General features: G+C 56.8%; 25 protein-coding genes. 20 read left to right on the top strand and 5 right to left on the bottom strand.

All coding sequences use genetic code 11. The annotated features are described in order from the left end of the window. Positions 1-169 precede the first annotated feature (169 nt). Positions 170-2179 carry a BCCT family transporter gene (locus tag Q3Y58_RS07330; RefSeq protein WP_319621733.1) on the top strand — a complete coding sequence of 670 codons (2010 nt, stop codon included), beginning with the start codon at positions 170-172 and terminating at the stop codon, positions 2177-2179. Between the two features lie 427 nt (positions 2180-2606). Here the strand turns inward: Q3Y58_RS07330 and Q3Y58_RS07335 are convergent, their stop codons facing one another. Both Q3Y58_RS07335 and Q3Y58_RS07340 read right to left on the bottom strand, forming a co-directional pair. Further along, complete coding sequence (locus Q3Y58_RS07335) at positions 2607-3779, bottom strand: helix-turn-helix transcriptional regulator (protein ID WP_319621734.1); 1173 nt, start codon at positions 3777-3779, stop codon at positions 2607-2609. Positions 3780-3902: 123 nt separating this feature from the next. Further along, a complete protein-coding gene (locus Q3Y58_RS07340; RefSeq protein ID WP_319621735.1) occupies positions 3903-5066 on the bottom strand; it encodes a helix-turn-helix transcriptional regulator in 1164 nt (387 codons plus the stop codon). Between the two features lie 495 nt (positions 5067-5561). On the opposite strand from Q3Y58_RS07340, the gene nrdD reads away from it, so the two are divergent. From nrdD to Q3Y58_RS07385, 9 genes are all read left to right on the top strand, one after another. Further along, positions 5562-7682, top strand: coding sequence for an anaerobic ribonucleoside-triphosphate reductase (gene nrdD, locus Q3Y58_RS07345; protein WP_319621736.1), 2121 nt, complete (start codon positions 5562-5564; stop codon positions 7680-7682). 26 nt (positions 7683-7708) lie between these two features. After that, positions 7709-8266: an anaerobic ribonucleoside-triphosphate reductase-activating protein gene (gene nrdG / locus Q3Y58_RS07350; RefSeq protein WP_274219071.1), complete on the top strand. Its 558-nt coding sequence runs from the start codon at positions 7709-7711 to the stop codon at positions 8264-8266. A 136-nt stretch (positions 8267-8402) separates the two neighbouring features. Then, on the top strand, positions 8403-10388 hold the full coding sequence (locus Q3Y58_RS07355; protein WP_319621737.1) for a hypothetical protein: 1986 nt from the start codon (positions 8403-8405) through the stop codon (positions 10386-10388). A gap of 122 nt (positions 10389-10510) precedes the next feature. Then, positions 10511-12502 (top strand): NHL repeat-containing protein, encoded by a 1992-nt coding sequence (locus Q3Y58_RS07360; RefSeq protein ID WP_319621738.1) that lies wholly within the window; start codon positions 10511-10513, stop codon positions 12500-12502. Positions 12503-12740: 238 nt separating this feature from the next. Further along, entirely contained in the window at positions 12741-13187 is a 447-nt protein-coding gene (locus tag Q3Y58_RS07365) for a hypothetical protein (RefSeq protein WP_319621739.1), read from the top strand. A gap of 350 nt (positions 13188-13537) precedes the next feature. After that, positions 13538-14281 carry an amino acid ABC transporter substrate-binding protein gene (locus Q3Y58_RS07370; protein ID WP_319621740.1) on the top strand — a complete coding sequence of 248 codons (744 nt, stop codon included), beginning with the start codon at positions 13538-13540 and terminating at the stop codon, positions 14279-14281. 54 nt (positions 14282-14335) lie between these two features. Next, the gene (locus Q3Y58_RS07375; RefSeq protein ID WP_319621741.1) at positions 14336-15010 is read left to right on the top strand and encodes an amino acid ABC transporter permease; all 675 of its coding nucleotides are present in this window, start codon (positions 14336-14338) and stop codon (positions 15008-15010) included. After that, the gene (locus Q3Y58_RS07380) at positions 15007-15750 is read left to right on the top strand and encodes an amino acid ABC transporter ATP-binding protein (protein ID WP_274219065.1); all 744 of its coding nucleotides are present in this window, start codon (positions 15007-15009) and stop codon (positions 15748-15750) included. The genes Q3Y58_RS07375 and Q3Y58_RS07380 overlap by 4 nt, the downstream gene beginning before the upstream one ends. A 106-nt stretch (positions 15751-15856) precedes the next feature. Beyond that, positions 15857-16627, top strand: a complete 771-nt coding sequence (locus Q3Y58_RS07385; protein ID WP_319621742.1) for a hypothetical protein — start codon at positions 15857-15859, stop codon at positions 16625-16627. Between the two features lie 45 nt (positions 16628-16672). On the opposite strand, the gene Q3Y58_RS07390 is transcribed toward Q3Y58_RS07385, so the two are convergent. Continuing rightward, the gene (locus Q3Y58_RS07390) at positions 16673-17212 is read right to left on the bottom strand and encodes a cytochrome b (protein WP_319621743.1); all 540 of its coding nucleotides are present in this window, start codon (positions 17210-17212) and stop codon (positions 16673-16675) included. A 78-nt stretch (positions 17213-17290) separates the two neighbouring features. Between Q3Y58_RS07390 and Q3Y58_RS07395 the strand changes: the two genes are divergently transcribed. The 5 genes from Q3Y58_RS07395 (at position 17291) to Q3Y58_RS07415 (ending at position 20706) form a co-directional block, all read left to right on the top strand. Further along, entirely contained in the window at positions 17291-17731 is a 441-nt protein-coding gene (locus Q3Y58_RS07395; protein WP_319621744.1) for a MarR family winged helix-turn-helix transcriptional regulator, read from the top strand. A 165-nt stretch (positions 17732-17896) separates the two neighbouring features. Next, positions 17897-18466 carry a VUT family protein gene (locus Q3Y58_RS07400; protein ID WP_319621745.1) on the top strand — a complete coding sequence of 190 codons (570 nt, stop codon included), beginning with the start codon at positions 17897-17899 and terminating at the stop codon, positions 18464-18466. A 25-nt stretch (positions 18467-18491) separates the two neighbouring features. Beyond that, a complete protein-coding gene (gene queF / locus Q3Y58_RS07405) occupies positions 18492-18953 on the top strand; it encodes a preQ(1) synthase (RefSeq protein ID WP_274219060.1) in 462 nt (153 codons plus the stop codon). 143 nt (positions 18954-19096) lie between these two features. After that, the gene (locus Q3Y58_RS07410; protein WP_319621746.1) at positions 19097-20587 is read left to right on the top strand and encodes a BCCT family transporter; all 1491 of its coding nucleotides are present in this window, start codon (positions 19097-19099) and stop codon (positions 20585-20587) included. Beyond that, positions 20584-20706: a hypothetical protein gene (locus Q3Y58_RS07415; RefSeq protein WP_274219058.1), complete on the top strand. Its 123-nt coding sequence runs from the start codon at positions 20584-20586 to the stop codon at positions 20704-20706. Before Q3Y58_RS07410 ends, Q3Y58_RS07415 begins: the two co-directional genes overlap by 4 nt. Before the next feature lie 8 nt (positions 20707-20714). Here Q3Y58_RS07415 and Q3Y58_RS07420 read toward each other — a convergent pair whose 3' ends face one another. Next, the gene (locus Q3Y58_RS07420; RefSeq protein ID WP_274219057.1) at positions 20715-21041 is read right to left on the bottom strand and encodes a hypothetical protein; all 327 of its coding nucleotides are present in this window, start codon (positions 21039-21041) and stop codon (positions 20715-20717) included. Between the two features lie 146 nt (positions 21042-21187). Between Q3Y58_RS07420 and Q3Y58_RS07425 the strand changes: the two genes are divergently transcribed. The 5 genes from Q3Y58_RS07425 (at position 21188) to Q3Y58_RS07445 (ending at position 25150) form a co-directional block, all read left to right on the top strand. After that, positions 21188-22360 (top strand): benzoate/H(+) symporter BenE family transporter, encoded by a 1173-nt coding sequence (locus Q3Y58_RS07425; RefSeq protein WP_319621747.1) that lies wholly within the window; start codon positions 21188-21190, stop codon positions 22358-22360. Between the two features lie 133 nt (positions 22361-22493). Then, positions 22494-22928 (top strand): YeeE/YedE family protein, encoded by a 435-nt coding sequence (locus Q3Y58_RS07430; protein ID WP_319621748.1) that lies wholly within the window; start codon positions 22494-22496, stop codon positions 22926-22928. Positions 22929-22932: 4 nt separating this feature from the next. Further along, positions 22933-23337, top strand: coding sequence for a DUF6691 family protein (locus Q3Y58_RS07435; RefSeq protein WP_319621749.1), 405 nt, complete (start codon positions 22933-22935; stop codon positions 23335-23337). A 137-nt stretch (positions 23338-23474) separates the two neighbouring features. Then, positions 23475-23819, top strand: coding sequence for a protein tyrosine phosphatase family protein (locus Q3Y58_RS07440; protein ID WP_319621750.1), 345 nt, complete (start codon positions 23475-23477; stop codon positions 23817-23819). Positions 23820-23929: 110 nt separating this feature from the next. Further along, positions 23930-25150 (top strand): serine hydrolase, encoded by a 1221-nt coding sequence (locus Q3Y58_RS07445; RefSeq protein ID WP_319621751.1) that lies wholly within the window; start codon positions 23930-23932, stop codon positions 25148-25150. A 73-nt stretch (positions 25151-25223) separates the two neighbouring features. Here Q3Y58_RS07445 and Q3Y58_RS07450 read toward each other — a convergent pair whose 3' ends face one another. Further along, positions 25224-26033 carry a hypothetical protein gene (locus Q3Y58_RS07450; RefSeq protein WP_319621752.1) on the bottom strand — a complete coding sequence of 270 codons (810 nt, stop codon included), beginning with the start codon at positions 26031-26033 and terminating at the stop codon, positions 25224-25226. Positions 26034-26122: the final 89 nt, after the last annotated feature.

Below are 26122 nucleotides of genomic sequence, written 5' to 3' on the forward strand. Positions count from 1 at the left end.
GCTCAAAGTACGAATCTGTCAGCTAGACTAAGTAGAGCTACACATATCGCAAGCCTAAGAAAAACATTATCTACGCCAGTCTTCCAGGGCATGAAGACTGAAGACTTAGGCATTACATGTCCCTTCCAAACAAGCTGCAAGAATATGCAGCATTTATTGGTGTATTCCGATGAAGTTCCACTACAAATTTAGTCCACCCGTCTTTGGCGGTTCTGTGGCTATGATTGCATTGCTTGTGCTGACCGGGGCCGCGTGGCCCACTGAATCGCAACAGTTTTACTCCGCCATCCAGTCGTGGATCGAAACCCATGTGGGTTGGCTGTATATTCTGGGCGTTGCAATCTTTCTCATTTTCATTGTGTTCGTGATGGCCAGCCGCTACGGCGACATCAAGCTCGGCCCGGATCACGCAGAACCCGACTACAGCTATGGCAGCTGGTTCTCCATGCTGTTTTCTGCTGGCATGGGCATTGGTCTGGTGTTCTTTGGCGTTGGCGAGCCGGTCATGCACTTTCTGGCCCCGCCCGATGTTTCGCCTGAAACCATCGAAGCTGCCCGCGAAGCGCTCAAGATCACCATGTTCCACTGGGGTCTGCACGCTTGGGCAATCTATGCTGTTGTGGCGTTGTCGCTGGCCTACTTCACCTATCGCCACCAGTTGCCGCTGCTGCCGCGCTCTGCGCTCTATCCGCTCATTGGCGAGCGCATCTATGGCCCGATCGGCCACGCGGTCGACACCTTCGCCGTTATCGGCACGCTGATTGGTGTGGCGACCTCCCTCGGCTATGGCTCCATGCAGGTGAACGCAGGCCTGAACTATCTGTTTGGCGTGCCTGTCTCCACCAACATTCAGATCCTTCTGATCGTTGTGATCTCGCTGATGGCGACAGCCTCTGTGTTCTCCGGCCTTGACCGCGGCGTGAAAAAGCTCAGTGAGCTGAACCTCATGCTGGCTTTCAGCCTGTTGGTGCTGATCCTGATCGTCGGCCCAACAGTGACGCTGCTGCAGACCTTGGTGCAGAACGCCGGTTCTTACCTCGGTGACTTGGTGAACAAGACATTCAACCTCTATGCCTACGATCGCAAGGACGCCTGGCTGGGGGGGTGGACCCTGCTCTACTGGGGCTGGTGGATTTCCTGGTCACCATTTGTTGGCACGTTTATCGCCCGCGTTTCCCGTGGCCGAACCATTCGCGAGTTCCTCGTCGGCATCTTGTTTGTGCCAACCGGTGTTGCGCTGATCTGGTTCACCATCTTCGGCAACAGCGGCATTGACCTTATCATGAATGGCGGGGCCACCGATCTGGCGGAAGCGGTCAACACGGACGTGTCCGTGGCGCTCTTCAAGTTCTTTGAATACATGCCTTTGACAGAAATCCTGTCCGGCATTGCCATCATTCTGGTTGTCGTGTTCTTCGTGACCTCTTCGGACTCCGGCTCACTGGTCATCGACAGCCTCACCTCTGACGGCGTTACCGATGCCCCGGTATGGCAGCGCATTTTCTGGGCTCTGCTTCAGGGTGTTGTGGCCATTGTGTTGTTGTGGGCGGGCGGTCTGGCTGCTTTGCAAACGGCAACCATCGTCAGCGCGCTGCCATTCGTTCTGGTCATGCTGGCCATGTGCTTTGGCCTTTACAAGGCGCTTCAGGATGATGCGCTGCGCATGCGCAACCTGCAAAACCACCACACCACGGTGCAATACACCAAAACGACGGTGGATTGGCAAAGCCGCATCCGCAGCCTGAACTCTCGTCCGACCCGGCGCGACGCCAACCATTTCTTGCGCACCGTTGCAAGACCTGCGTTGGAAAACGTCCGTTCCGAGTTTGATGAGCAGGGCTTCCGGGTCAAGTTGACCGGCATCACGAACCTGCGTCTTGAAATCCAGCAGGCGGACGAGAACGTCTTCGTCTATGCCCTGCGCAAACGCTACTTCACCACGGCCCTCGCAATGGGTCCGGGTGAGCTGGTGATGGATGAAGACACCGAAGAAGCCGAGGACAGCCGCGCAGAAGAAGATGACGGCACCTTCTACTACCGTGTGGAAGTGTTCCTTGAGCAAGGCGGTCAGGAGTACGACGTGATGGGCTACACCGAAGAGCAGATCATTGCTGATGTGGTGACCCAGTACGAACGCTACCTGCAATACCTGCACTTGTCTCACGCCGAGCTGGTGTAACCAACGCCAAGGCACCTTGTCTTTGAAAAAGAAAAAGCCCGGATCGTGGCAGATCCGGGCTTTGTTTTGTGGGGGTGGCGCTCCCCACAAAAAGCATGCGTCTTCTGTGGCGGAAGACGGATGCAAAGTACAGGGTTCGTCAGTCGGAAAGCTCTGATCGAACCTGTGTCAAAGGCTAGTCAATATAAATGTGCACACTTCCGTGGGCTGGGCTGGAAATTGAATGCCCGTTTAATATGGAGACAACATAAATCGGCGGCGCACTGCTTCGCATGATGCAATTGCACTATGCAGGTCGAAAAAATGCACTCTATCCATTATTCTTTTGGTCTAGTTCGCGCTGAAAAACACCCGTTCCTACGATCACTGGGTAAGTGATGTTCGCTTATTGAGAGCATAGCGCAGCACCAACCGGCCGCAGGAATCGTCAGGCTTTATCTTGGCCCCAAGAAAATCGGCCCGAATGCGCTGAGATGGTCCCGACAAGGCGCACAAGCTCCGTTTGCGAGTTGACGCCAACCCGGCCCGTGGCATTTTGCATGTGATTGCGCGCCGTGTTGTAGGACATGCCCAGGCTGTCCGCTGTCTCCCGTAGGGTCGCCCCATTGGCAAGGCCCAGCACCAACTGGCTTTGTTTGTGGGTCAGGCCCAACAGGCGCTGGATCAACTCCTCATCGGCCTGTGGCAGGTCTCTCGGATCAAACAGGGTTATCAGTGCAAGGTCTCCCTCCACCATGAAGAACCGATGATAATCCGGCGCATCGTAGAGCGAGTGGAGCGGCAGGCCGGAGAGCATGATGCCGGGCGCGAAGGCATTGGTCAGCATGATTGGCCCTGCGGGCAAGCGCTTGGTCAACGTTTGCACCAAAAGGCTTTCAAGCAGCAGATGATCCTCACTGCGGATGGCAACAAGTTGTTTGCTGCGCGAAAGCTGAAGAAGAGGCGAGGTGCGAAGGTACTGCTCTGCGCTCTTGTTCATCACCTTCACCACACCGCCTTTTGCCACAATGAAGGAGGGCGTTGGCAACTGATTGAGCCAGAACGTTTCGGCTTTCATCAGCGCCTCTTCGGCCCGTCGCGCATTCATTTCCAAGGACAGCTGATAGGCAGACTGCGCAAAAGGCATCAGGCGCTCTAAAGTACCCTCAAGGTCAAAGAGAGCACTGCCATTAAATCCTCGTGGGAAATTGACATTGATCTGCGCGGTGTTCACGCCCTCGCGCTTCAATATGATGGCGCTGGAGTTCTCAATGTTGTTGTGCCTGCGCAAAAATTCATGGTTGTACTCGGTGTTCTCAAGCTGGGAGAACTGCGCGTATCGGTTGAGCCGCATCAGCTCTCCGAGTGGCGCTTTTAGCAGCGCTGCGCTGTTGGGGTTGCCATGGGCTACCCTTGCGAAATCCTGAAGGAATGTGGGCGCGGCATTCAAGGTTTCAACATAGGGGTATTCTTGCCCATTACCGCCTTGATTCTGAAGCCGAAAAACAAAAATCACCTCATCGTAGCGTTTGGCAAGCGGGCGCAACGCATCTGTGAGATGCCCGCCGGTCATGACGGCACCGTACATGCCCTGTACGATTTGAGAGGTGAGTTCATCCATTCCAATTTGCCCCAGCGTATTGCGCTACAAACCGTGTGCAATCCCACAGTTTTGTCACAATTCATAAATGGCACAAGTGGAACGATGAAGTTACATCTGTTGTCCACATTAGCTTGGAGAAAACTACTTTTTGGAAGAAAATTGCCCAGCATGAGCTGAAATCGCACTGACCACCCGAACCAGCTCGGTTTGAGAGTTCAATCCTGCCCGTCCTGCCGCATTTTGAATGTGATTGCGGGCTGTATTGTAAGAAATGCCAAGGCTGTCTGCGCTCTCTCGCAGCCCCCGCCCCTTTGCCAGTTCAAGGATCAGTTTCGTCTGTTTGTCGGTGGTGCCCAAAATGCCGCCAACCAACTCCTCCGGTGCTTGTTGAACATCGGCAGGATCAAACAGTGTCAGCAGCATGTGTGTGCTGTCCGCCATGAAGAAGCGGTGGTAATCCGGTGCCTCATAGAGCCCATGCAATGGCAGGGCTTGCGCCATCACACCCAGCCCCTTGGGATGGTTCAGCACCATCGGGCCAACCGGCACATGCTGTGTCAGGCAGGTAGCGACCATATCCTGCAAGTTCTGCTCATGGTCCGTGAGGGAGGCATTCAACATGTTGTGCCTGTCCAACCACAACATCGGGGAAGCCTTCAAGAAGCGTGTTGCCGCCTCGTTGAACGCCTTCACCTTGCCGCCTTTGCCAAGAATGAAGGCCGGCGTGGGAATCTGCTCAAGCCAAAACCGACCGCAAACGTCAATCGCCTGCTCTTGCTGGCGCAAGTGCATTTCATGGGCATAGGAATAGGCAGAGCGCAAAACGGGCACAATGCGCTGCATGGTGCTGCGCAGCTCATCATAGGAGTTGCCGTTATAGGCCTTCGGAATGTTGGCGACCACTTGGGCGGTCTTGGTGCCCTCGCGGCGCAAGATCACCCCAACGGCTTTGGAAATCCCGTTATGCCTGATCAGGAACTCGCGATTGTAGGGCGTCTCCTCCAGCTCGCGGAAATCCTTGTAGGCGTTGAAATCCACCAGTTCATCAACCGGAGCCTTCATCAAGATCGGTGCCAGCGGATTTTGATGCGCGACACGGATGAAGTCGTCCATATAGGCCTGTGTGCCGTTGACGATGAAGGCATTCATATTAGCGTTTTGCGGTACCGTGTGGTCTTGCAACCGACCGGTAAACACGACCTCATCATGCTGGGACGTAAACGGCCGCAGTGCTTCCGCCAACGGACGCCCAGTCAGCATGGCATCATAGATCTGATGCATGAGCACGGTGTCTAGAGCTGTCATTTCAGCGCTTCTACCCCAAGTGAATGCCTTGCAATTTAATCAAATTGCCTGCTTATCCTGTGCCGAAACTGACCACGCTCAGCTGCGGCCCCGGTCCGCCCCTGCCCGCATCATGGTAAAGCACAACCCAGCGACAGCATAGTTCAATATGCTGATTTGCATACTGGCGATATGGGAAAAAGCGTAGGCAAATCACCCCATAGGGGGAGTCGGGACAAAGGAATCGTGGTTTCGCTTTTTATTTCAACCTATAAGCGCCAAGCGTCTGTCACAGACAGCTGCTAAAACAGGGTTAATAAAGCGTTTCAAATGACCCGCCGAAAGGCGGCCTAGCGTCAACCCTTTTTTTGACCAAATCCAAATCCACGACAAATTTCCGCCGCAATCCCTCAGAGATGTTGGGTTTTCCTGAGTTAGTATCTACTACATATTGTTTTCCAGAGGCTATTGGGGGGATGAAGAGGCCGTTCGAATTTCACCCCATTGGAGCCACCCGTGAAACCTCAAGTCATCAAGCGTGACGGCTGTCGTGTGCCGTTTGACCCTGTCCGCATCAAAGACGCCGTGCTAAGCGCAGCACCTGCATCTGAAGGTATGGGCGAGGCTTATGCACAAGATGTAGCGCAGGCGGTGACCGAGCAGCTCAATGCTGCTGATGAGGTGAACATCGACGCGATCCAGAACGCGGTTGAAGACATCCTGATGGCCGGTCCGCACAAGGCCGCAGCCCGTGCGTACATCGAGTACCGTCACGACCGGGATATCGCCCGCGAGCGCTACAGCAAGCTGAACGAGGAAATTCGCGGGCTCATTGACCAGAGCAACGCGGAAGTGCTCAACGAAAACGCCAACAAGGACGGCAAGGTCATCCCGACCCAGCGCGACCTGTTGGCGGGCATTGTCGCCAAGCATTATGCCAAGCGCTACATCTTGCCCCGCGACATTGCCAAGGCGCACGAGACCGGCGAGATCCACTATCACGACATGGACTACGCCCCGTTCTTTCCCATGTTCAACTGCATGTTGATTGATCTGGAAGGCATGCTGACCGGCGGCTTCAAGATGGGCAATGCGGAAATCGGCACGCCCAAGTCCATCTCCACCGCCACCGCTGTCACGGCCCAGATCATCGCGCAGGTTGCCAGCCACATCTATGGCGGCACCACCATCAACCGCATTGATGAAGTGCTGGCCCCCTATGTATCGGCTAGCTTTGAAAAGCACCTGGAAGTGGCTGAAAAGTGGGAGGTCAAGAACCCGCGCGCCTATGCGGAAGACCGCACGGAGAAGGAATGCTACGACGCGTTCCAGTCGCTGGAGTACGAAGTCAACACGCTGCACACGGCCAACGGCCAGACCCCGTTCGTCACCTTGGGCTTTGGCCTTGGCACCTCCTGGCAGTCCCGTCTCATCCAGAAATCCATCCTGCGCAACCGCATGGCGGGACTTGGCATCAACGCCAAGACAGCGATCTTCCCGAAGCTGGTGTTCACCATCAAGGATGGCCTGAACCTGCGCAAGAACGACCCGAACTACGACATCAAGCAGATGGCGCTGGAATGTGCGTCCAAGCGCATGTACCCGGACATCCTGAACTACGACAAGGTTGTGGAGGTTACCGGCTCCTTCAAGGCACCCATGGGCTGCCGCTCGTTCCTCAATCCCTATGAGGAAGAGGGCAAGGAAATGCATGATGGCCGCAACAACCTGGGCGTGGTCAGCCTCAATCTGCCGCGTATCGCGCTGGAAGCCTACGGCAAGGAAGAGCGGTTCTTCCAGCTCCTCGATGAGCGGCTGAAGCTGGCGCGCCGGGCCCTCGACACCCGCATCGAGCGCCTGAAGGGTGTGAAAGCGCGTGTTGCGCCAATCCTTTACATGGAAGGCGCGTGCGGCGTTCGCCTCAAGGCTGACGACGACATCTCCGAGATTTTCAAGAATGGGCGCGCCTCCATTTCTCTCGGCTACATCGGCCTGCATGAGACCATCAACGCGCTTTATGGGGGGCAAGGACACATCTACGACAGCGAGGCGCTTCAGGAAAAGGGTCTTGAAATCGTTCGCCGTCTCAAGGCCGCCGTTGATCAGTGGAAGGAAGAGACAGGCTACGCCTTCAGCCTCTATTCCACCCCATCAGAGAACCTGTGCAGCCGCTTCTGTGCGCTGGACACCAAGGCGTTCGGCATGCTCGACGGCGTCACCGACAAGGGCTACTACACCAACTCGTTCCATCTGGACGTGGAGAAGAAAGTTTCGCCCTACCACAAGATCGAGTTTGAACAACCCTACCCGGAAATCGCGTCCGGTGGTTTCATCTGCTACGGCGAGTTTCCAAACATGCAGCGCAACATCGAAGCACTGGAAGATGTCTGGGATTTCTCCTATGACCGCGTGCCCTACTACGGCACCAACACGCCCATCGACGAGTGCTACGACTGCGGCTACACCGGCGAGTTTACCTGCACCAGCAAGGGCTTCCAGTGCCCAAGCTGCGGCAACCGCAACCCCGGCCGCGTTTCCGTGATCCGCCGTGTCTGCGGCTATCTGGGCAACCCGGATGCACGCCCTTTCAACTTCGGCAAGCAGGAAGAAGTGAAGCGGCGCGTCAAGCACCTCTGAACGCCGTTTGACACCTAGAGGTTCCGATGAATTTCCATCAGTATTATCCAATTGATGTGGTCAATGGTCCCGGCACGCGCTGCACCCTGTTCGTCTCTGGGTGCGCACACAAGTGTCCGGGGTGCTATAACGCGCGCACCTGGAAGCCGGAGAGCGGCGCACCATTCACCAGCGCGGTTGAAGACCAGATCATCGCGGACCTGACCGACACCCGCATCAAGCGGCGGGGTCTGTCCCTGTCCGGTGGCGACCCGCTGTTCCCGAGCAACGTGGAAGCCATCGCCAATCTGGTGGCCCGTGTGCGCCGGGAAGCGCCGGGCAAGGACATCTGGATGTGGACCGGCTACACGCTGGAAAGCATGACCAGTGCACAGCGCGAGGTGCTGCACGACATCGACGTGCTGATCGACGGCAAATTCATTCAAGCGTTGCACGATCCACGCTTGAAATGGCGCGGCAGCGCAAACCAACGCATTATCGACGTACAGGATCAAGGCGTTGAGGATTGCACGTTTGTCCCGTCGCGCGACGCCCTTTTCTCGCTGTCTGTTCCCCCATGCCCGCAGGCCGTTGCGGCGGAGTAATCCCCGCCGGATGGGGGCATAACTCAACACGGCTTTAAGCATTTAAAAACGCTAGGGCTAATTTGTTCCGGTGTTTTATCGTGGATTCACCTCTGAACTCCTAATCTTGCGCAACAACAAGAACAGGAGTTCAGAGATGAAAACCCTGCTGGCAGGAACATTCGCGTTCCTTGCGCTGTTTATTGTCCAGACTTCAGCGCAGGCGCAGTCTTTGGAAGGCAGCGTCTCGGTTGGCCACGCCCCGCTACCGGATGCCAATGTAACCCTTTGGCAAACAAACGGTTTGAACGGGCCAGAACAGCTCAACGTGACCACCACCAAGGCGGATGGCAGCTTTTCCTTCAAGCAATTTGATGCAATCTCGGCACAGGGCAGCTTCTATCTTCTGGTCACAGCACAAGAGAACAAGAACCTTCTTCTCCTGTCGGTTCTGGGCACAGAGTTTCCAGAGAAGGCGGTGGTGAATGAGCTGACAACCGTTGCCAGCGTTTTCACCCACGCCCAGTTCCTCAAGGACCACAAGCTGGTCGGTACACCGCTTGGCCTTTCGATCGCAGCGCGCAACACCCCCAATCTTGTAGACCCCGCCACAGGAACGTGGGGTGATGCGCTGCTCGATCCGCTCAACAGCACGCAGAGCACCACACTGGCCAAGCTGAACACCATGGCGTCCCTGCTGACAGCCTATGCCCTTTCCAAGGATTTGGACTGGACAGGAACCTATCAAGATCAGGTAGACGCCACACCGGCTGATAAAACCGCCGCCCGCACCACACTGGATGTGGCGGTAACGCTGGCACGGGCACCTTGGCAAAATGCAGAGCAGATTTTCAAGCTGTTTGAGACTGCCTACCCCATGAAAGAGGGCCTGCTTCGGCGGCCTGCGCCGTTCCAGCCCTATCTCCAGTATGCGCCCGACGACTTTGCGTTGGTGCTGCGCTTTGCCGGGGGCGGAACTTACGCGCCGGGGCGTCTGGCCATTGATGCGCAAGGCAATGTGTGGAGCGGTCAGAACTGGATGCCCGGTTCCCAGTCCAGCGTCGTGCACAACATTGGCGGCGGCTTGACCAAACTGGCACCCGATGGAACGGCCCTTTCACCGCCCATCACGGGCTTTACTGGCCAGCGCGTGGATGGCGTGGGCTGGGGCACGGGTGTTGACCAGACCGGCATCTGGGTGGCAGCCCTGAACAGCACCATCAGCAAGTTCGACTTTGACGGCAACCTGATTGGCACTGAAAAGGACGCAGACCTTACCGGCCAACTGGGGGAACTGATGGGGGTCGCAACCGCGCCCAATGGCGATGTTTGGATTGCCGATGGCTCCAAGGACCAGCTGGTCCATTTTCCGGGAGGAGACACCAAACAGGGAAAGCTGGTTCAAGTTGAAGGCCTGAAGTCGCCCTTTGGCATCGCTGTTGACGCGGAAAACCGGGTCTGGGTGAGCAACTCTCAGTCCAACACCGTGCTGCGCTTTCCTGCCGATGATCCCAGCGCCGTTGAAAGCTACAGCGTGGGCACCGGTGTGCGCGGGGTGGCGCTGGATTCCTCCGGCAACCTGTGGGTCGCCAGTCTGCTGGATGTGGGGGCGGAGCCGCCCGCCATTCCCGCTGGAACGCCCATCATGAAGCAGTTCGAGCTGCTGGCAAAGTCCATGGAAAAACAGCTTGTTGGCGGTGAAAGCTCCGGCGTTGTCAGTTTGATCAGCCCGTCTGGTGAACAGGTTCATCCAAAGGGCTTTAACGGCGATGGCAAGATCAACGTCCCGTGGGGCGTTTCCGTGGATGGCCACGATGATGTCTGGCTCGGCAATTTTGGTGGACGCGGCGTCGCGCTTCTGGCGGGCGTCAAACGCAGCGATGAAATGCTGGATGTTGATCCGGGCGATGTGGTTCACATTTTCCAAAGCGGAAGCATTCAGATGGTAACGGATGTTGCCATCGACCCGGCAGGCAACGTCTGGCTTGCCAACAACTGGAACGATGCCGAGGTTGTGGTGAGTGACGACCCCAGCCGCCCTTCCTCCACCTGGGCTGGCGGCACCGGCATCGCCGTGATTTACGGCGCGGCCAAGCCGGTCGAGACCCCGGTGATGGGGCCCGTAACCGTTCCCGTTCAATAAGTTAGCCGGGTACATCTTTTCGATCTCACGCGGCGAGCGCACGCGCCGCGTAAACCCTAGTTCAAACAGCTTGGTGCTTTTTGCCGTTTAAGCGCTATAGTTTTTCGCAAAAAGGCCGGAGAATGCCGATGATAACCGCTGTGCGCCAACTGATTGGCGCTCTAGCACTACTTGCCCTTGTCCCCGTACCGAGTTGGGCCGCCCAGCTTCAAGGCGTCGCCACGCTTGGCGGCGAACCTCTGGTGGCGTCCCCGGTGATCCTCTGGCAAACCGATGGCGAGGCAGGGGCCGACCAGCTTGGGGCCGCTGTGACCGATGAGAACGGCAGCTTCACCTTTTCCCGGCTCGACGGGGCTAATGAGGACGGGCTGTTTTACCTGACAGCCGCCCACGTGGAGAACAATCAGGTGATGTTGATGTCGGCCATTGGGCCGCGCTTGCAGGAGCAGGTTTTCATCAACGAGCTGACCACCATTGCCACCATCTTCACCCATGCCCAGTTTATGAACGGGGTGGACATTCGCGGCAACCAGCGGGGCCTTCTCATTGCCGCTGCCAACATGCCCAATCTGGTGGACCCACTCACCGGCACGTGGGGTGAGGCCGTGCTGAGCCCGCTGAACGCTAGAGAAAACAACAGTCTTGCCAAGCTCAACACCCTTGCCAGCCTGATCACGGCCTATTACCGCACTGAGGATGAGGTCTGGGCCGATGCCTTTGAGCGTCTGGCCTTGCCCGTTCAGCAGGACCGCTCTGTGCACCCCACCACCATTGATGTGATTGCAGCCATTGCCCAGCAGCCATGGATTGGGGCACCAGACATCTATGACCTGTTTGACCGGGCCTTTCCGGTGCCCGAAGGCGGCCAGCGCCGGGAGGCCCCGTTCGTGCCTTACCTTGATTTCCGACCACGCGACTTTGCCATGATCCTCGCTTTTGCCGGAGGCGGCATCAACGCGCCTGCGCGGCTGGCCGTAGACCGCTGGGGCAATGTGTGGAGCGGCCAAGTGTGGATGCAAGGCTCCCTGTCCTCTCCGGGGCAAAACATTGGCGGCGGCCTTGCCAAGCTCGGCCCCAATGGTGAGCCCAAATCCCCCGCGCCAACAGGATGGACCGCTGGCGATCTCAACGGGGTGGATTGGGGCGTGGCCAACGCCTACGACGCCATTTGGGTGGGGTCATTGAACGGCGAGATTTCGAAATTCAATTTCGCCGGAGACCTCATCGGCACCTCTGAAGATTCCAAGCTGAATGGCGAGATACAGCAGATTACGGGCGTTTCCGGCGCAGCAAGTGAAGACGTCTGGGCCGCTGACGCCCAAGGCAATCAGCTGATCTACTTTCGAAATGGCAACACGGAGAACGGCAAGATCATCGTTGTCGATGGGCTCGACCGTCCCTTTGGCGTGGTGGTGGATGACGAGGACCGCGTTTGGGTTGGCAACGGCGGCAGCGATACGGTGCTGCGTTTCAATGCGGGCGACCCTTCCAAGGCAAAGAGCATCAAGGTGCCCAATGCGCCGCGCGGCCTTGCCATAGACTCCCTTGGCAACATCTGGGTGGCCAGCGCTTTGTCGCCTGACACGCCGCTGCCTGAGCCTCGGGAAGGCGAGCCTGCCCTTTCAACGTTTGACCGGATCATTGAGCAGTTCCTTGCGGAAAAAGACAGCCATGCCCCGCAGGGACGCATTTATGCCATTCGGCCCGATGGTGAACTGATCACGGCAGAGGGATTTGCCGGTGATGGCGCGCTGGACATGCCATGGAGTGTGAGCGTTGACGGCAACGACGATATCTGGATCGCCAGCCTCTGGAACCGCAGCGTTGTGCTGATGGCAGGCGTCACCCGCGGCGAGACCTCCCTCAACACCCAAGTTGGCACCGTGCTGCACAGCTTCCAGAGCGGCAGCATAAAAGGCGTGACCGACGTGGCCACGGACACCGCCGGGAACCTTTGGATCGCCAACACCTGGGATGACTTCTCGCAGGCCCCGGAAACCTCCAATCTGGTGGGCCCGCGCAAGATTTGGCGCGGTGGCGGTACGCTGGCCGTTATCTACGGTGTGGCAACACCTGTTCACACGCCCATCATTGGCCAGACACGGCGTCCTTGACCCCTCTGTCTGCCGTTCCTGCAAAGCGCGGGCGCCCGCCCGCAGTCCTTGGCTTGCTGTCTTCGGCCCCAGCTTGTCCCTGCGCCCTGTGCCCCGCACCTCAGCGCAGCGGGGATAGCTTTTTTCAATGCCCGGAAAGCATTCGGAAACCACGTTTGAAACAGGTCTGGTTATCCCCTTCACACCAAGCAAAACGGCGGGTCTTCGCCTCTTGGATAGCTGGGAAGGAGAACAACAAATGCCCTATCCCCTCACCATGGCGGCCAACCCAGAAGCGCTGGCACCGGGTCAAATCGCCTTTTCGGAGACCTCCATTCAAACCACGCCAATGGCTTCAAGCCTCGGCATTGCCTGCAGGTGCGGATACTGGATGGCCGTGGCGCACCTGCCCCTTGTCATCACCTACGCCGCAGAAGGTGCCTTGGTGGCGGAAGTCTTTGATCGCACCGCAGCCCCTGAGATCTTTAAAGGTTTCCAGATGTTCGCCCGGATGAGGGCGGACCAGCGCTTTGATGAAACGGTTTTCTTCGGCAGCGTTTCCGGCTGGGGCTGTCAGGCGGTCGGCTATACGGAGCTGCGCGGTTTCTTCGAAGGGGCCTCGACCCGTTTTGCCCTTCAAGACGAGGAAGACGGCACGTACAAGGTGCAGATCACAGAGAACGCCCTGTCAGTTATGCCCCTTTGAAAGGGGGAGAAACGAAAGCCCCGCCTGAACAAGCCCGGAGCTGCCAAACCCGGCAGCTCTGATATACCAAAAACGGGGTACTAACCAAAAATCATTCTCATATTAGCGTCTTCACGAGAAAGTTGAACGCGACAGCGCAAGCCCGCTAGAACAACTTCCCTTCACCAATACCCCGTATGGAATGAGATTGTAGAAATTGCGTAGCAATAGAATGCATTTCCAACATTTTTCTCTGAACTAGGTTTTACTGCTTTTCTTATTACCCCTTACGGCCTCCTATGGGAATTTTATTCCAAAGCCGCTATATAGAGCCCAACGCACTTCATCACTCAAGCAATCAAGGTTTAATCATGCGTGCTCTTGTTGTAGCAGCGGCTCTTTTGACCGCGATCCCGGCAGCTCAGGCTGACACCATCCGCGTTGGCATGTCCGGCGGCTATTTCCCATTCACCTTTGTTCAGCAGGACAAACTTCAGGGTTTTGAGGTGGATGTCATGAACGCTGTTGGCGAAGTCACCGGCGACGACATCGAGTTTGTGACCATGAGCTTTTCCGGTCTGGTTGGGGCGCTTGAAGCTGGCCGCATCGACACCATTGCCAACCAGATCACCATAACGCCAGAGCGCGAAGCCAAGTTCACCTTTACCCAGCCCTACGTTTATGACGGTGCGCAGGTCGTGGTGAAGGACGGCAACCAGGACGAAGTAACCGGCGTTGAGGCCCTGAAAGGGCGCTCCGTTGCGGTGAACCTGGGCTCCAACTTCGAGCAGCTTCTGCGCGAACTGCCCTATGCAGACGAGATCGACATCAAGACATACGAGAGCAATCTGGCACAGGAAACCGCTCTGGGCCGTGTTGATGCCTTCGTCATGGACCGTGTGAGCGCTGCACAGTTGATCAAGGAAACACCGCTGCCGCTGGCCCTTGCTGGCGAGCCCTTCTCCGAGATCCGCAACGCGCTGCCATTCCGCTCTGACGATGAGAGCAAGGCGCTGGCAGAAAAAGTGGACGCCGCCCTCACCACGCTGAAGGAAAACGGCAAGCTCGCCGAAATCTCCCAGAAGTGGTTCGAAGCGGACATCACCAAGAACTAAGAGGGCCTCTGCTTCCTCCCAAGCAGCAAGCCCCCAAGCGTAGAGAGTATCCTGATGCGAGCGCTCGACTTTGAGTACATGCTCGGGCTGGTGCCCGTGCTCCTGAAATACGTGCCCCTCACCCTTGGCATGGCCTCGGTATCGATGGCACTGGCGCTCGCATTGGCCTCTCTGCTTGCGATTATCCGCGTGGCGCGCATTCCGGTTCTGGATGGCATCACGCGGGTGTTCATCTCCTTCTTTCGCGGCACACCGCTCTTGGTTCAGCTGTTCCTGTTCTATTACGGCTTGCCACAGCTGCTGCCGATCCTGACAGCACTGGACGGCGTAAGCGCCGCGATCATCGGCCTGACCCTGCACTTTGCCGCTTACATGGCAGAAAGCATTCGCGCCGCCATCCTTGGCGTGGACCGCAGCCAGTGGGAAGCCTCCAAGGCCATAGGCATGTCCATGGCGCAGATGATGCGCCGGATCATCCTGCCTCAGGCCTCCCGCGTGGCCGCACCAACGCTGGTCAACTACTTCATCGACCTGATCAAGGGCACCTCGCTGGCGTTCACCCTTGGGGTGACCGAGTTGATGGGGGCAGCCCAGAAGGAAGCGGCGGGCAGCTTCCTCTACTTTGAAACCTTCATCGTGGTCGCCGTGTTCTATTGGGTGATCGTTGAAGTGCTCTCCCTCTTCCAGCAGCGCCTGGAAGGCAGACTGTCGAAGGCATTTGTACGATGATCAAGATCCGCGGCCTCACCAAGATTTATAATGGCACGCCTGTGCTGAACGGCATCGATCTGGATATCGAAAAGGGCGAACGCATTGTCATCATTGGCCCTTCAGGCACAGGCAAGTCGACGCTGCTGCGCTGCCTGAACTTTCTCGACACGCCGGATGGCGGAGAAATCATCTTCGATGATGAAACCATCGACGTGACCAAGGCCAGCCCGAAGGACATTCAACGCCTGCGCCTGCGCACCAGCTTCGTGTTTCAGAACTACGCCCTGTTTGCCAACAAGACCGCCCGCGAGAACATTGCCGAAGGTCTTTATACCGTGCGCAAGTGGGGCCGTGAGGAGGCACTGAACAGAGCGGATGAGATCCTTGCCACCATTGGCCTCGCAGACAAGGCGGACGCCTATCCTGCCGCGCTTTCGGGTGGTCAGCAGCAGCGCGTTGGCATTGGACGCGCCATGTCTGTTGATACGGACCTGATGCTGGTGGACGAGCCGACCTCCGCACTCGACCCGGAATGGGTGGAGGAAGTGCTGCAGCTCATGAAACGGGTCGCCGACCAGCACCGCACCATGCTGATCGTTACCCACGAGATGAGCTTTGCCAAAGACATCGCTGATCGGGTGATCTTCATGGAAGGCGGCCGGATCGTCGAGCAAGGCCCACCCTCAAAGATCTTCTCTGCACCGGAGGATGATCGGACCAAGGCATTCCTGCGCAAAGTGTTGCCAAGCGCTTCCTGACGTTACGTAGTTTTGTATTTCTTAGGTGTTGTTAAGGCGCTCAACTCAACTAGTATTAGAATAAATTCCATTTTCGGGTTTATTCTTGGATTGAGTTGGGTGCCCAATGAATATTGATCGCATTTCTTCTGTTGGCGCGACTGTAATCGCACTTGTTGCGTTGTTTGCAAGCCAGTTTCCGCCGCTCTACACCTACTTTCAGCAGGGTGAGATTGAAGAGAGCGAACTTGCCGATTTTGCGCTTCGCTGCGGAAAGTGGGGTGTGTTTGCCACGGCCAAAATCCCCTATCAGAACGTGGGAGATGGCTATGCGACCGTGCTTTCCATGCGATTGGCCATTGCCGACAGCAGCGGCAAAGTTGTGGCCGCTTTTCAAGACCCCGGCGTTCAGTCCGAAACCAAAGTGGATATGCTTGCCCGGCCCGTGTTTGAACCCTTTGTCAGCCGCGGTATAGCGCCGACGGAACAATGGGTTGCCAGTGCCGTCTATCAGCCAGACTGGTCGAGCCAGAACATTGAAACCTTCCGCATTTTGTTTCAGCGGCTGGAGAGTGCCATCGAGTACGCTGATCTCTCGTTGGATTCAGAGCCCGCCTACGATGTCGACCCGGAGATCACCGAGAATCTGAGCAAGGCTTATGAGCCCATGATCACGTGGGCTCAAAAAGGCGAGTACAGCATTGTGCTTGAAACGATCTGGAACGATGAGGATGGCGAGCGCCATACCATTCAAAGCACTACATCTTTTTCATTGGATGCCAACGAAGCAGCAGCACTCCAACGCTACTACACTGCGGACAATCTGAACCAAAACCCAGATTTCTTTAACTCCTGCAGGATTGCGCCGGACCTGAAAAGAATAAGCTACTCCTCTTAGCGCCTGGCAAGACACGAGGCGCGGTGTACCGCGCCTTTCGCCTTGCTATCCTTTGTCGTCCACGTACCACATGCGGGACAACGACTGATCCTTGCGCAAGAAGTGGTGATAAAGCGCCGCCACAACATGAAGCGCCAGAAGGCCCATCAGCAAACGCACGCCGAGGCCATGACCCGCCCGGGGGCCAACTTCAGTAAAGTCTGGCAGAGGCCCAGCCGTGACATCAAACAGCACATCCGCGGCGCCGGTAAGTGCCATCATGCCAATGCCACTGATGCACACGAACAGGATCAGGACGTAAGTTAGCGTGTGAACAATCCGCGCCAACCGGTTTTGCAAAGCGTTACCCTCTTGCGCAGGCGCTGGCTTGCGGTCCGCCACCAGCCACCAACCAATACGCAGCACAGTGAGCACCAGAATGCCGAGCCCCATGGGCACATGAGCGGCCAAAATGGTCTTGCGCGCCACTTCGGAGGACGCATAGCCCGACAAGAAGCCGGAGGTGAGCAATGCAACGATCACCGCAGCGCTCAGCCAATGCAGAGTAACAGCAACAGTGCCGTACTGGTTCGGGGTGCTTTTCATGTCCGTCCTCATTTATTTATATAGTATGCTATATATCATAAACATAGCATGCTATGCAACTCTGTGTTAGACAGAGCCATGGAGTTTTCTAAAAACCGATCTGCCGGATACTTGGCCAACCTCATGGCGCGTCTGTTTGCCGAAGGCCTTTACGAGCGCATTCGCCCGCTTGGCATTTCGCCCGGCCAGTTCCCTGCCCTTCTTGAACTCTGGGAGCGGGGCAGCTGCACACAAGCCGATCTCGTTCGGGCCACAGACGTGGAGCAAGCCACCATGGCTGCCACCTTGAAGCGCATGGAACGCGATGGCCTCATTCATCGCAAACCCCACCCGGATGATTCCCGCGCGCGTGTCATTTTCCTCAGTGAGAAAGGCAAGGCAATTCGGGAGGCTGCCTATGAGGCGGCCAAAGCACAAAATAAAGCCGCCCTTGCGGGCTTGAGCGATGAAGAGGTGGAGCAGTTCATCGACCTGATGCTGAAGGTGATCGCCACCATGCGCAGCGAAAAAGAGCCCTAAACCCACAGCTCCAGCGGTTTTCCTTCACAAAAACACTGGTGATTTACGCAGGAACCATTAGAAGGCTGCGGATGCGCCCAGGCTGCTTCGCCTGTCAGCGCGTGAACCCGAAAAAGAAACGAATGCGCCCAGGTCTATTCCGCCTGTAAGCGCAAGGAGTTCCCTATGACACCCAATCAGATCTCAAGGCAGCGCCTTGAGGGCTTGTTCTTTCTCGCCCTGTTTGCGGCGTGTATTCCCACTTCCAACTGGATGCTTGCAAACGTTGGCACCGTGTGCCCGTCCAACGGCCCGTGCCTGATCCCTGTCGGCTTTGGCTTGATGGCACCAAGCGGCGTTGTTGTTGTCGGTGCGGCGCTTTTGCTCCGTGACCTGGTGCAGCGCCGCCTCGGCCTCAACTGGGCCATTGTGGCCATTGCCGTTGGTGCGCTGCTGTCGTGGATGGTGGCCCCACCTGCCCTTGTAATTGCCTCCGTTGTGGCGTTCCTGCTGTCGGAATTTGCCGATCTTGCCATTTTCACGCCGCTGCAACGACGCGGTTTGGTGCGCGCCGTGGTGCTGTCCTCGTTGGTGGGACTGGTGCTGGACAGCGTGATCTTTCTTCAGCTCGCGTTCGGCAATCTGGATTTTCTTCTGGAACAGATTGTCGGCAAGGCATGGGTCGTGTTTGCCAACATCCCATTGGTGGCGCTGATCCGTCGCTATGACGCCCGCCGTGGCCTGCAACCCGCTTGATCCCCCAATATACAGAGGCGAGACAATGACCCATTCCGAACAGGGCCTTGGCCAACTTGGCGTTTCCACCCCATTGCCACAGAGCCCGGAAGAAGCCGTGCTGGAGCGCGTGCCCAACCCACACGAAGACACGAACTATGTGACCCGCTTCACCATGCCGGAGTTCACTTCCATTTGCCCGGTAACCAGCCAACCGGACTTTGCCCACCTGGTGCTGGACTTTGTGGCTGACAAATGGCTGGTGGAGAGCAAGAGCCTGAAGCTCTATCTCCTGTCCTTCCGCAACCATGGCGCGTTTCACGAAGACTGCACAGTGGCGATTGGCAAGCGCATTGTAAAGCTGATCGAGCCGCGCTGGCTGCGCATTGGCGGTTACTGGTACCCGCGCGGTGGAATGCCCATTGATGTGTTCTGGCAGCATGGGGAAATCCCTGCTGGCACGTGGGTGCCAGATCAGGGTGTTCAGCCCTATCGCGGACGCGGATAACCAACCATATGGCTGCAAAACACGCTGCGCCGGTTTTCAGGAAGCCGGCGCACGCGCGCCCTTTACCCTAACGACAGCTTCAGTTTTTAGTTGTAGTGTTGCGCGCAACCTTGGGCTGATTTGGCCCCGACCAAGGAGCGTGCATGTTTGCCAAGCCGAAACTCCTCATTGCCCTTGCGCTTACTGCCTTCATCGCCGGATGGGGCCTTTATGATGTTGCCAGCCTTGCCGCCATCGCCACCGAGTTGGTGACCGTTCAGTTCACCTCTCGCGGATGGTTCATCATGCTTACGGTGAGCTTCCTGCTCCTCATCAGCTTTGCCATTGCGGTGAGCCGCTATGGCAACATCAAGCTGGGCGCGGATGACGACGAACCTGAGTTCGACGTGGTTTCCTGGCTGACCATGCTGTTTTCCGCTGGTATGGGGGTGGGCCTGCTGTACTGGGCAACCGCCGAGCCCGTAACCCATTTTCTGACCCTGACAGAGCAAACAGAAGAATCCTTTGCCGCAGACAAGGCGCTGTTTCTGACCAACTTTCATTGGGGCCTGCACGCTTGGGCCATCTACGCCATGACAGGGCTGGTGATTGCGTATTTTGGCTTTCGCAAGGGCGAGCCAAGCGTCATCGGGGCCCCCATTCGCCATGGCTTTGGTGATCATGTGCTCGTACGGGCCGTGGCCTGGCTGAGTGACCTGCTGGCGATCTTTGCCATTGCAATCGGCCTTGGCGGCTCAGTTGCCATGGGTGTGTTTCAAGTGCAGGAAGGGCTGAACATCATGTTTGGCCTGGAGGGTTCCGGCATGACCCTTACCGTCCTCGTGTTTGCAGCCTTGTGCCTGTGCTACTTTCCCGCGCTCGTGGTGGATCTGGGCAAAGGCATGTCGCTGTTGGCAAACCTTGCCATGGGCATAGCCATTTTGCTGCTTGTGTTCCTGCTGCTGGCAGGTCCAACCCACTACATCATGGGCGGGCTGGTGCAATCCATCGGCGAATACCTCTCCAGCGTGGTACCCCATGGCTTCCGAACGTTCACCTTCCTTGACGAGACGGTCAATGACTGGTTCCAAGCCTGGACGCTGAACTACATGGTATGGTGGCTGGCGTGGGCTCCGTTTGTGGGCGTGTTCATTGCGCGCATTTCCAAGGGCCGCACAATCCGCGAGTTCTTGTGCGGCGTGATTTTGGTGCCAACGGCGTTTTCTGTCATCTGGTTCGGAGTGTTTGGCGGCGTGGGCTTTCATGCTGCGCTGGTGGACACGGTACCCATTCTGGAAGTGACACGCACCAATCTGGATGCAGTGACTTACTACGTGCTCGACATGTTCCCCTTGCCGACCCTGACCAGCATCGCAGTAATCATCGCCACCTTCCTTTTCATTGTAACCAGTGTGGTGAGTGCCGCTTTCGTTCTTTCCATGTTTTCCTGCGAGGGGGATGTTAATCCGCCGTCGCGGGTCAAACTGGTCTGGGGCGTGATTTTGGGTGGGCTGGGCTTTGTGATGATCCTGACCGGAGACGTGGCCACGGTGAAAACAATCATCGCCCTTGGCGCACTGCCGTTTGTCTTTATCGTTTGCCTGCTGGTGGTCGCCTTCTTGAAAACCCTTAAGGCAGAGGAGAGTGTCAAATGAGCGAGTGGCTCGATACGATCATGAACATCGAGGTCTTCGCGTTCATCGCGCTTCTCGTGTGGCTGTACTTCGCCCCGATCGGAGTAGACAGCAAGGACCGCAAGGACAAACCGGACTGAAAAGCCATTCAGAACAACAGCGGTATCAACGTAAGCGCGTTGAACACTGAAAGCATGCTCAAGAGCACGAGACTGGCGGTGTTGAGGATCATCAACAAAACGATGAACCAGCGCTGCCAGCCCTGAAGCAGCAAGGCCAGATACATGTTGCAGAGTGTTAAGATCATGAAGAGCGCGAGCCCCGTGCTGCCGGGCAGCTGCGCGGCAAACACCGAATTGGGCAGCTCGAACAGCGAGTGCTGGGCCACCATGTAAAGGCCCGGCACAGCCACATTGATGAACACGGCATAGATTTGCCAGTTGTCGCGGACCTTGTTCTGCCCTGCCTTTTTCATCAGCGTCGTGCCCCCCACCAATGCTGCCTCTCCCCTTAATGTTTAGCGCCATTCAGCCAGCACCTACACATCGGGTATTTACTTAACACTTGAGACCGTTACCCTGCGCGGTCTTGCCGCATATACCTATCGAGTCGGGCCCCGCCATGTTCAAAAGCATTTCATCAACGGCAGTCTTCGCCGGTTTCCTTGCCGCATTTGTTGGCTTTGCCAGCTCCTTTGCGGTGATCATCCAAGGGCTGCGCCAGGTTGGAGCGACACCGGAACAGGCGGCTTCCGGTCTCATGGTCCTGTCCATCCTCATGGGCGCCCTTGCCATCCTTTTAAGCCTGAAAACGAAGATGCCCATCAGCATCGCATGGTCAACGCCCGGTGCCGCCCTGCTTGCCTCGTCCGCGCCTCTTGAAGGCGGCTTCGCGCTCGCGACCGGCGCTTTTGTGGTGGCAGGGCTTCTGGTGGTTGTGACCGCCTATTTTCGGCCTTTGGAGCGGCTGATTTCTGCCATTCCGACGAGCATTGCGCAGGCCATGCTGGCAGGCGTGTTGATGGTGTTGTGTCTGGCCCCCGTCAAAGCCGTGGCAAGCCTGCCGCTGGTCGCTCTGCCCATCGTGCTGACATGGCTTATCGTTGGCCGCATGAACAGGATCGCCGCTGTGCCGGCGGCTGTTGTTGCCACCGCCATTGCCATTTCCTTGACCAACGACCTTTCCGGCATGGCCACGGCCACACTGGTCGCAACGCCAATTCTTGTGTTTCCGGAGTTCAGTTGGGCCGCACTTGTGGGCATTGCCGTGCCGCTTTACATCGTAACCATGGCCTCACAGAACATCCCCGGCATGGCCATCCTGAACAGCTTTGGCTACAAGCCCCGCTCCGGCCCAACCATTGGGGCAACGGGGATTGCAACCATGATCGGCGGCCCTTTTGGGGCGCTGTCTGTCAACATGGCAGCCATTACCGCCGCCATGTGCGCGGGCGAGGAGGTTCACCCAGACCCTGCAAGGCGCTACTGGTCTGCCGTCTTCGGCGGTGTTCTTTACATTTTTCTCGGCATTTTTGCAGCGGCCGCGGTGGCGTTCATCTCACTCTCGCCGCCAATCCTGATCGAAGCGGTGGCTGGTCTCGCTCTCATCGGTGCGCTCACCGCTTCCATGAGCGGCGCGCTTAAAGACACCGAAAACCGCGAGGCAGCCATGGTCACATTCCTCATTGCCACATCCGGCGTTTCCGCGCTCGGCATTGGCAGCGCGTTCTGGGCGCTTCTGTTCGGCTGTGCAATGGTGGCACTGAACCGGGTCCGACACCGGAACCCCGCCTGAGCCGGGCCGGAATGCCCGCCGAATGTGCGCTTCGCCCCCTGTTGACCCTTGGCGCAAATCTCTATATTAGAATTATCTAATATTTAGAGCATCACGCAACAGCGCGAACGCGCCGTGCAAAGTGGACAGGGACATGGAAACGAGCTTTACCCCCCTCGCCTCGCTAGCGGGCGGCATCTTGATTGGTCTTTCGGCCGTGCTTCTTTATGCCGGTCTTGGCCGGATTGCGGGCATCAGTGGCATTGTGAGCCGCCTTCTGCCGCCATCCGGCAGTGCAAATGAACGCGGCTGGGAGGTGACCTTTATCATCGGCCTCATAGCCGCACCGGTGCTCTTTCAACTGCTGAGTGGCGGCCCAATCCAGCAGACCTTTACCGCAGGCTTGCCCCTGCTCGCCATTGCCGGAGTGCTGGTGGGCTTTGGCTCCGTTTATGGCAACGGCTGCACCAGCGGCCATGGGGTCTGTGGCATCTCCCGTTTGTCTGTGCGCTCCATTGCAGCAACGCTCACCTTCATGGCGACCGGTTTCATCACCGTGTTCGTTCTGCGCCATCTTGTTGGAGGCTGATCCCATGGCACGACTTTTTCTCGGCCTTGCAGCAGGCCTGATCTTCGGTTTCGGTCTGGCGCTTTCGGGCATGGACAACCCGGCCAAGGTGCAAAACTTCCTCGACCTTGCTGGCACGTGGGACCCAAGCCTCGCTTTTGTGATGGGCGGGGCAATCGCGGTGGCCATGCCTGCGTTTTTCTTCTTCAACAAGTTGGAAAAGCCATTGCTGGACAACAGCTTTCACCTGCCGCTCAAGGCCGCAGTGGACAAGCGCCTTCTGGCTGGCGCTGGCATTTTTGGCATTGGCTGGGGTTTGGGGGGCCTCTGTCCAGGACCTGCCCTGTCATCTGCCGGACTTGCAACGACAAGCGCACTTGTTTTTGTCGCCGCCATGATCATCGGCATGGCAGTGGCCCGCCGCGTTTAAAACGCCCCACTTCACCGGATGTCCTGCCGGGTTCGCCTCTTCTTCGTGGGAGGAGCGGGCCCCGGCCCTTGTGAAAGCCTGCGCAGATGATTAAGTATTTCTCCCAGTTACTCACTCAGCTGACTGGAGAAAAACGCGTGTCCATACGCCAGCTCACCCCTGACTTTTTTGTTGCCGGTCAGATTACGCCGGAAGATGTGCCTGCCCTTAAGGAGCACGGGTTCAACGCGCTGATCTGCAACCGCCCGGACGGGGAGGATTTTGGCCAACCCACCGTGGCCGAAGTGAACAAGGCCGCCGAAGAAGCCGGCATGGAATTGGTGTTTATACCCGTTGACCAAAGCTCTGACCTGATGACCGCCGCGCTTGAAATGGCTGAGGCAATCGACCGCCTGCCCGCGCCCGTGCTTGCCTACTGTCGCAGTGGCGCCCGGTGCACAACATTGTTTCAAGCAGCCCAATCCCTGCCCAAAGCAGGCTGAGCCGTGAACAAGCTGTTTCTCAGTTGAATTCCAAACTGGATTGCCCCCTGAAACCGCGCTAAACGGGTGAATGTGTTTCACCCAAGCGCCGGAACAGGAGCTCCCACAGTATGCGTCTTCTTCAGGAAATGGTCCAAGGCCTCAAGAACATACAGGCTGGCCTGCAGAAGCTGTCTCCGGCAAAACGCCTTACGCCAGAGGCCATGGCTTTACGCGCCATGACGCCTGAAGACTTGATCTTCCGCATCTGGGCGGCAGAGCCTGAGGACTTATCCATGTTTTCCTCTGGCTTTCTTCAGGTTGTCGCGCCCGATGCCCTTAAGGCGTCGCTGCAGCAGGCGCGCAGCGTCTATGGCCCTGCGGTGGAGGTCGCCCGCGACCCCAAAGGGCCTGGCTATCTGGTGACCACGCAGGACTTTGTTTTGCCAGTGCTTTTGGACCGCACGCGCGCAGGCCACGCCTCTGGCTTTTTCATCAAGTCACCGCGCAGCAGGTTGACCAACATTCAGGACATTCTGCAGGCGATGCGTGAGCTTGCACCTCGCCATAGCCACCTGCTGATCAAGGATGGCCGCGTAGAAGCTCAGTACAACGCGCAGGAGCGCCTCGCCATTGGCTCCTCCTTCAAGATGTGGGTGCTGGACGCACTGCGCGCCAAGTTGAAGGCTGGCAACCTGAAGGCAACACAAAAGCTGCGCTTGTCAGAGGAGTTCGCCTCCCTGCCCGGCGGGCTTGTCAGTGGAAAGAACATTGGCGGCCTTCAGAGCGTGAAAGCGGTCACCCAGCAAATGATTGCCAACTCAGATAATTCTGCGGCAGATCTCATCATCAACCTGGTGGGTGCGCGCACTCTGGACGGCGCAGACGGACGGACGCCTTTTCTGACCACACGTCAGTTCTTTCAGCTCAAGGCCGACCCGGCCCTTGCGGACCGCTATGCAGCTTCAAGCATTAACCAGCGCCTTGCCATTTTGGCCGAGCTGACGGACCGCCCGCTGCCAGCACCGGATGCTGCCGCCCTTCCCTACAAAGAAGGCCTGCAGTGGTATGCAAGTGCAGAAGAACTCTGCGAGATCATCGAGAAAGTGGGCGATGACCCCGCCATGAAAATCTTCCTCGGCGCGGCGGAAAAAGCCGACTGGCACCATGTGGCCTATAAAGGCGGCAGCGAAATTGGCGTGCTGAACTTCACCTATCAATTGGAAACAAAAGGCGGTACAAAATACCGCCTCTCCGCGACCTGGAATGACCCATCGGCCCCCATCAACGAACCCAAAGCCCTGGCGCTGATGGCAAGTTTGTTGGGGGGGTTAAATGTAAACGTGGCTTAATTTTTGGGCTTGCGCTGATCAACTATTGCTTGCTCGCCGGCCTTACAAAGGCCGAGAAGGAAACGAAACGCCCCTAGTTATGTACGGCGATTTTTTCTTCTGAAAACAACCCCTCGAAACTAACCCTTGGCAGCGAATTTAGATTTCCACCCGGCGTAGCATTCGCAATTAGAACACCTCGCTTCATTGCTTCACGAGCAATTCTGTCGAATGCTAAATTAGTTTTTTTTACCATGGCGGATCGATCACTCTTCCTCATATTGGGGCTAGCAGCAATCTTGTCATATGAATACATAACGTCCCCACTGTAATTCAAATCACAACCGAGGATATAAACATTCTTATATCCTAGATTTACCGCCACTTGTGCAGCAGAAATGAGCACTGTGCTACCGCCCGGGAGACTTACCCATGGAGTTTTAGTGAGGCCCCGAGAAATGCTACCACCACTTGCTGACCTGCACCAAAATATGGACGACTTAGATATAAAATTCTCTGATAATCCAGGACATAAACTTTCATCTATAAAGTAGTTTTGTGCTTTAAGATGTATTTCTCCGCCACTTAATCCCTTCACTACGAACGGATCCGTGGCGATATAGTATGGGTGTACTATGTCACGTGTCCACTTCATGCGTTCAGCGTGATTGCAAAGAAAATAGTCTTCGCCTTTGAGTAAGTTCATATCATGCTGGTTTAATGAAGGACCATTTCCTAAAATAAACACCCGATCTTTGGAGCCAATCTTACTTGCAATACCTTTGAATCTTACTTTCTTATCGTTACGAGAAAGTACGTAAGCCAGAAACTCACGTAAACCAAGTAGCTTGTGACGCTCGTTAAAGATATTCTTCAATAACTTCATCTCAATTACAATTCTCAAATCAACTACCTATCTCTCGAAAAGCCATAAAAAACGGATACGCTGCGCTTTTGAGAGGGATGATGTGAACGTATATGCTCTTTTTAAGA

This window comes from Nesiotobacter zosterae, assembly GCF_033843645.1.
GTDB lineage: Bacteria > Pseudomonadota > Alphaproteobacteria > Rhizobiales > Stappiaceae > Pseudovibrio > Pseudovibrio zosterae.

Excerpts from the sequence above, each read along its gene's own strand:
- Q3Y58_RS07330 (WP_319621733.1), top strand. The coding sequence starts at position 170 with ATGAAGTTCCACTACAAATTTAGTCCACCCGTCTTTGGCGGTTCTGTG.
- Q3Y58_RS07335 (WP_319621734.1), bottom strand. The coding sequence starts at position 3,779 with ATGGATGAACTCACCTCTCAAATCGTACAGGGCATGTACGGTGCCGTC.
- Q3Y58_RS07340 (WP_319621735.1), bottom strand. The coding sequence starts at position 5,066 with ATGACAGCTCTAGACACCGTGCTCATGCATCAGATCTATGATGCCATG.
- nrdG (WP_274219071.1), top strand. The coding sequence starts at position 7,709 with ATGAATTTCCATCAGTATTATCCAATTGATGTGGTCAATGGTCCCGGC.
- Q3Y58_RS07355 (WP_319621737.1), top strand. The coding sequence starts at position 8,403 with ATGAAAACCCTGCTGGCAGGAACATTCGCGTTCCTTGCGCTGTTTATT.
- Q3Y58_RS07360 (WP_319621738.1), top strand. The coding sequence starts at position 10,511 with ATGCCGATGATAACCGCTGTGCGCCAACTGATTGGCGCTCTAGCACTA.
- Q3Y58_RS07365 (WP_319621739.1), top strand. The coding sequence starts at position 12,741 with ATGCCCTATCCCCTCACCATGGCGGCCAACCCAGAAGCGCTGGCACCG.
- Q3Y58_RS07370 (WP_319621740.1), top strand. The coding sequence starts at position 13,538 with ATGCGTGCTCTTGTTGTAGCAGCGGCTCTTTTGACCGCGATCCCGGCA.
- Q3Y58_RS07375 (WP_319621741.1), top strand. The coding sequence starts at position 14,336 with ATGCGAGCGCTCGACTTTGAGTACATGCTCGGGCTGGTGCCCGTGCTC.
- Q3Y58_RS07380 (WP_274219065.1), top strand. The coding sequence starts at position 15,007 with ATGATCAAGATCCGCGGCCTCACCAAGATTTATAATGGCACGCCTGTG.
- Q3Y58_RS07385 (WP_319621742.1), top strand. The coding sequence starts at position 15,857 with ATGAATATTGATCGCATTTCTTCTGTTGGCGCGACTGTAATCGCACTT.
- Q3Y58_RS07390 (WP_319621743.1), bottom strand. The coding sequence starts at position 17,212 with ATGAAAAGCACCCCGAACCAGTACGGCACTGTTGCTGTTACTCTGCAT.
- Q3Y58_RS07395 (WP_319621744.1), top strand. The coding sequence starts at position 17,291 with ATGGAGTTTTCTAAAAACCGATCTGCCGGATACTTGGCCAACCTCATG.
- Q3Y58_RS07400 (WP_319621745.1), top strand. The coding sequence starts at position 17,897 with ATGACACCCAATCAGATCTCAAGGCAGCGCCTTGAGGGCTTGTTCTTT.
- queF (WP_274219060.1), top strand. The coding sequence starts at position 18,492 with ATGACCCATTCCGAACAGGGCCTTGGCCAACTTGGCGTTTCCACCCCA.
- Q3Y58_RS07410 (WP_319621746.1), top strand. The coding sequence starts at position 19,097 with ATGTTTGCCAAGCCGAAACTCCTCATTGCCCTTGCGCTTACTGCCTTC.
- Q3Y58_RS07415 (WP_274219058.1), top strand. The coding sequence starts at position 20,584 with ATGAGCGAGTGGCTCGATACGATCATGAACATCGAGGTCTTCGCGTTC.
- Q3Y58_RS07420 (WP_274219057.1), bottom strand. The coding sequence starts at position 21,041 with ATGAAAAAGGCAGGGCAGAACAAGGTCCGCGACAACTGGCAAATCTAT.
- Q3Y58_RS07425 (WP_319621747.1), top strand. The coding sequence starts at position 21,188 with ATGTTCAAAAGCATTTCATCAACGGCAGTCTTCGCCGGTTTCCTTGCC.
- Q3Y58_RS07430 (WP_319621748.1), top strand. The coding sequence starts at position 22,494 with ATGGAAACGAGCTTTACCCCCCTCGCCTCGCTAGCGGGCGGCATCTTG.
- Q3Y58_RS07435 (WP_319621749.1), top strand. The coding sequence starts at position 22,933 with ATGGCACGACTTTTTCTCGGCCTTGCAGCAGGCCTGATCTTCGGTTTC.
- Q3Y58_RS07445 (WP_319621751.1), top strand. The coding sequence starts at position 23,930 with ATGCGTCTTCTTCAGGAAATGGTCCAAGGCCTCAAGAACATACAGGCT.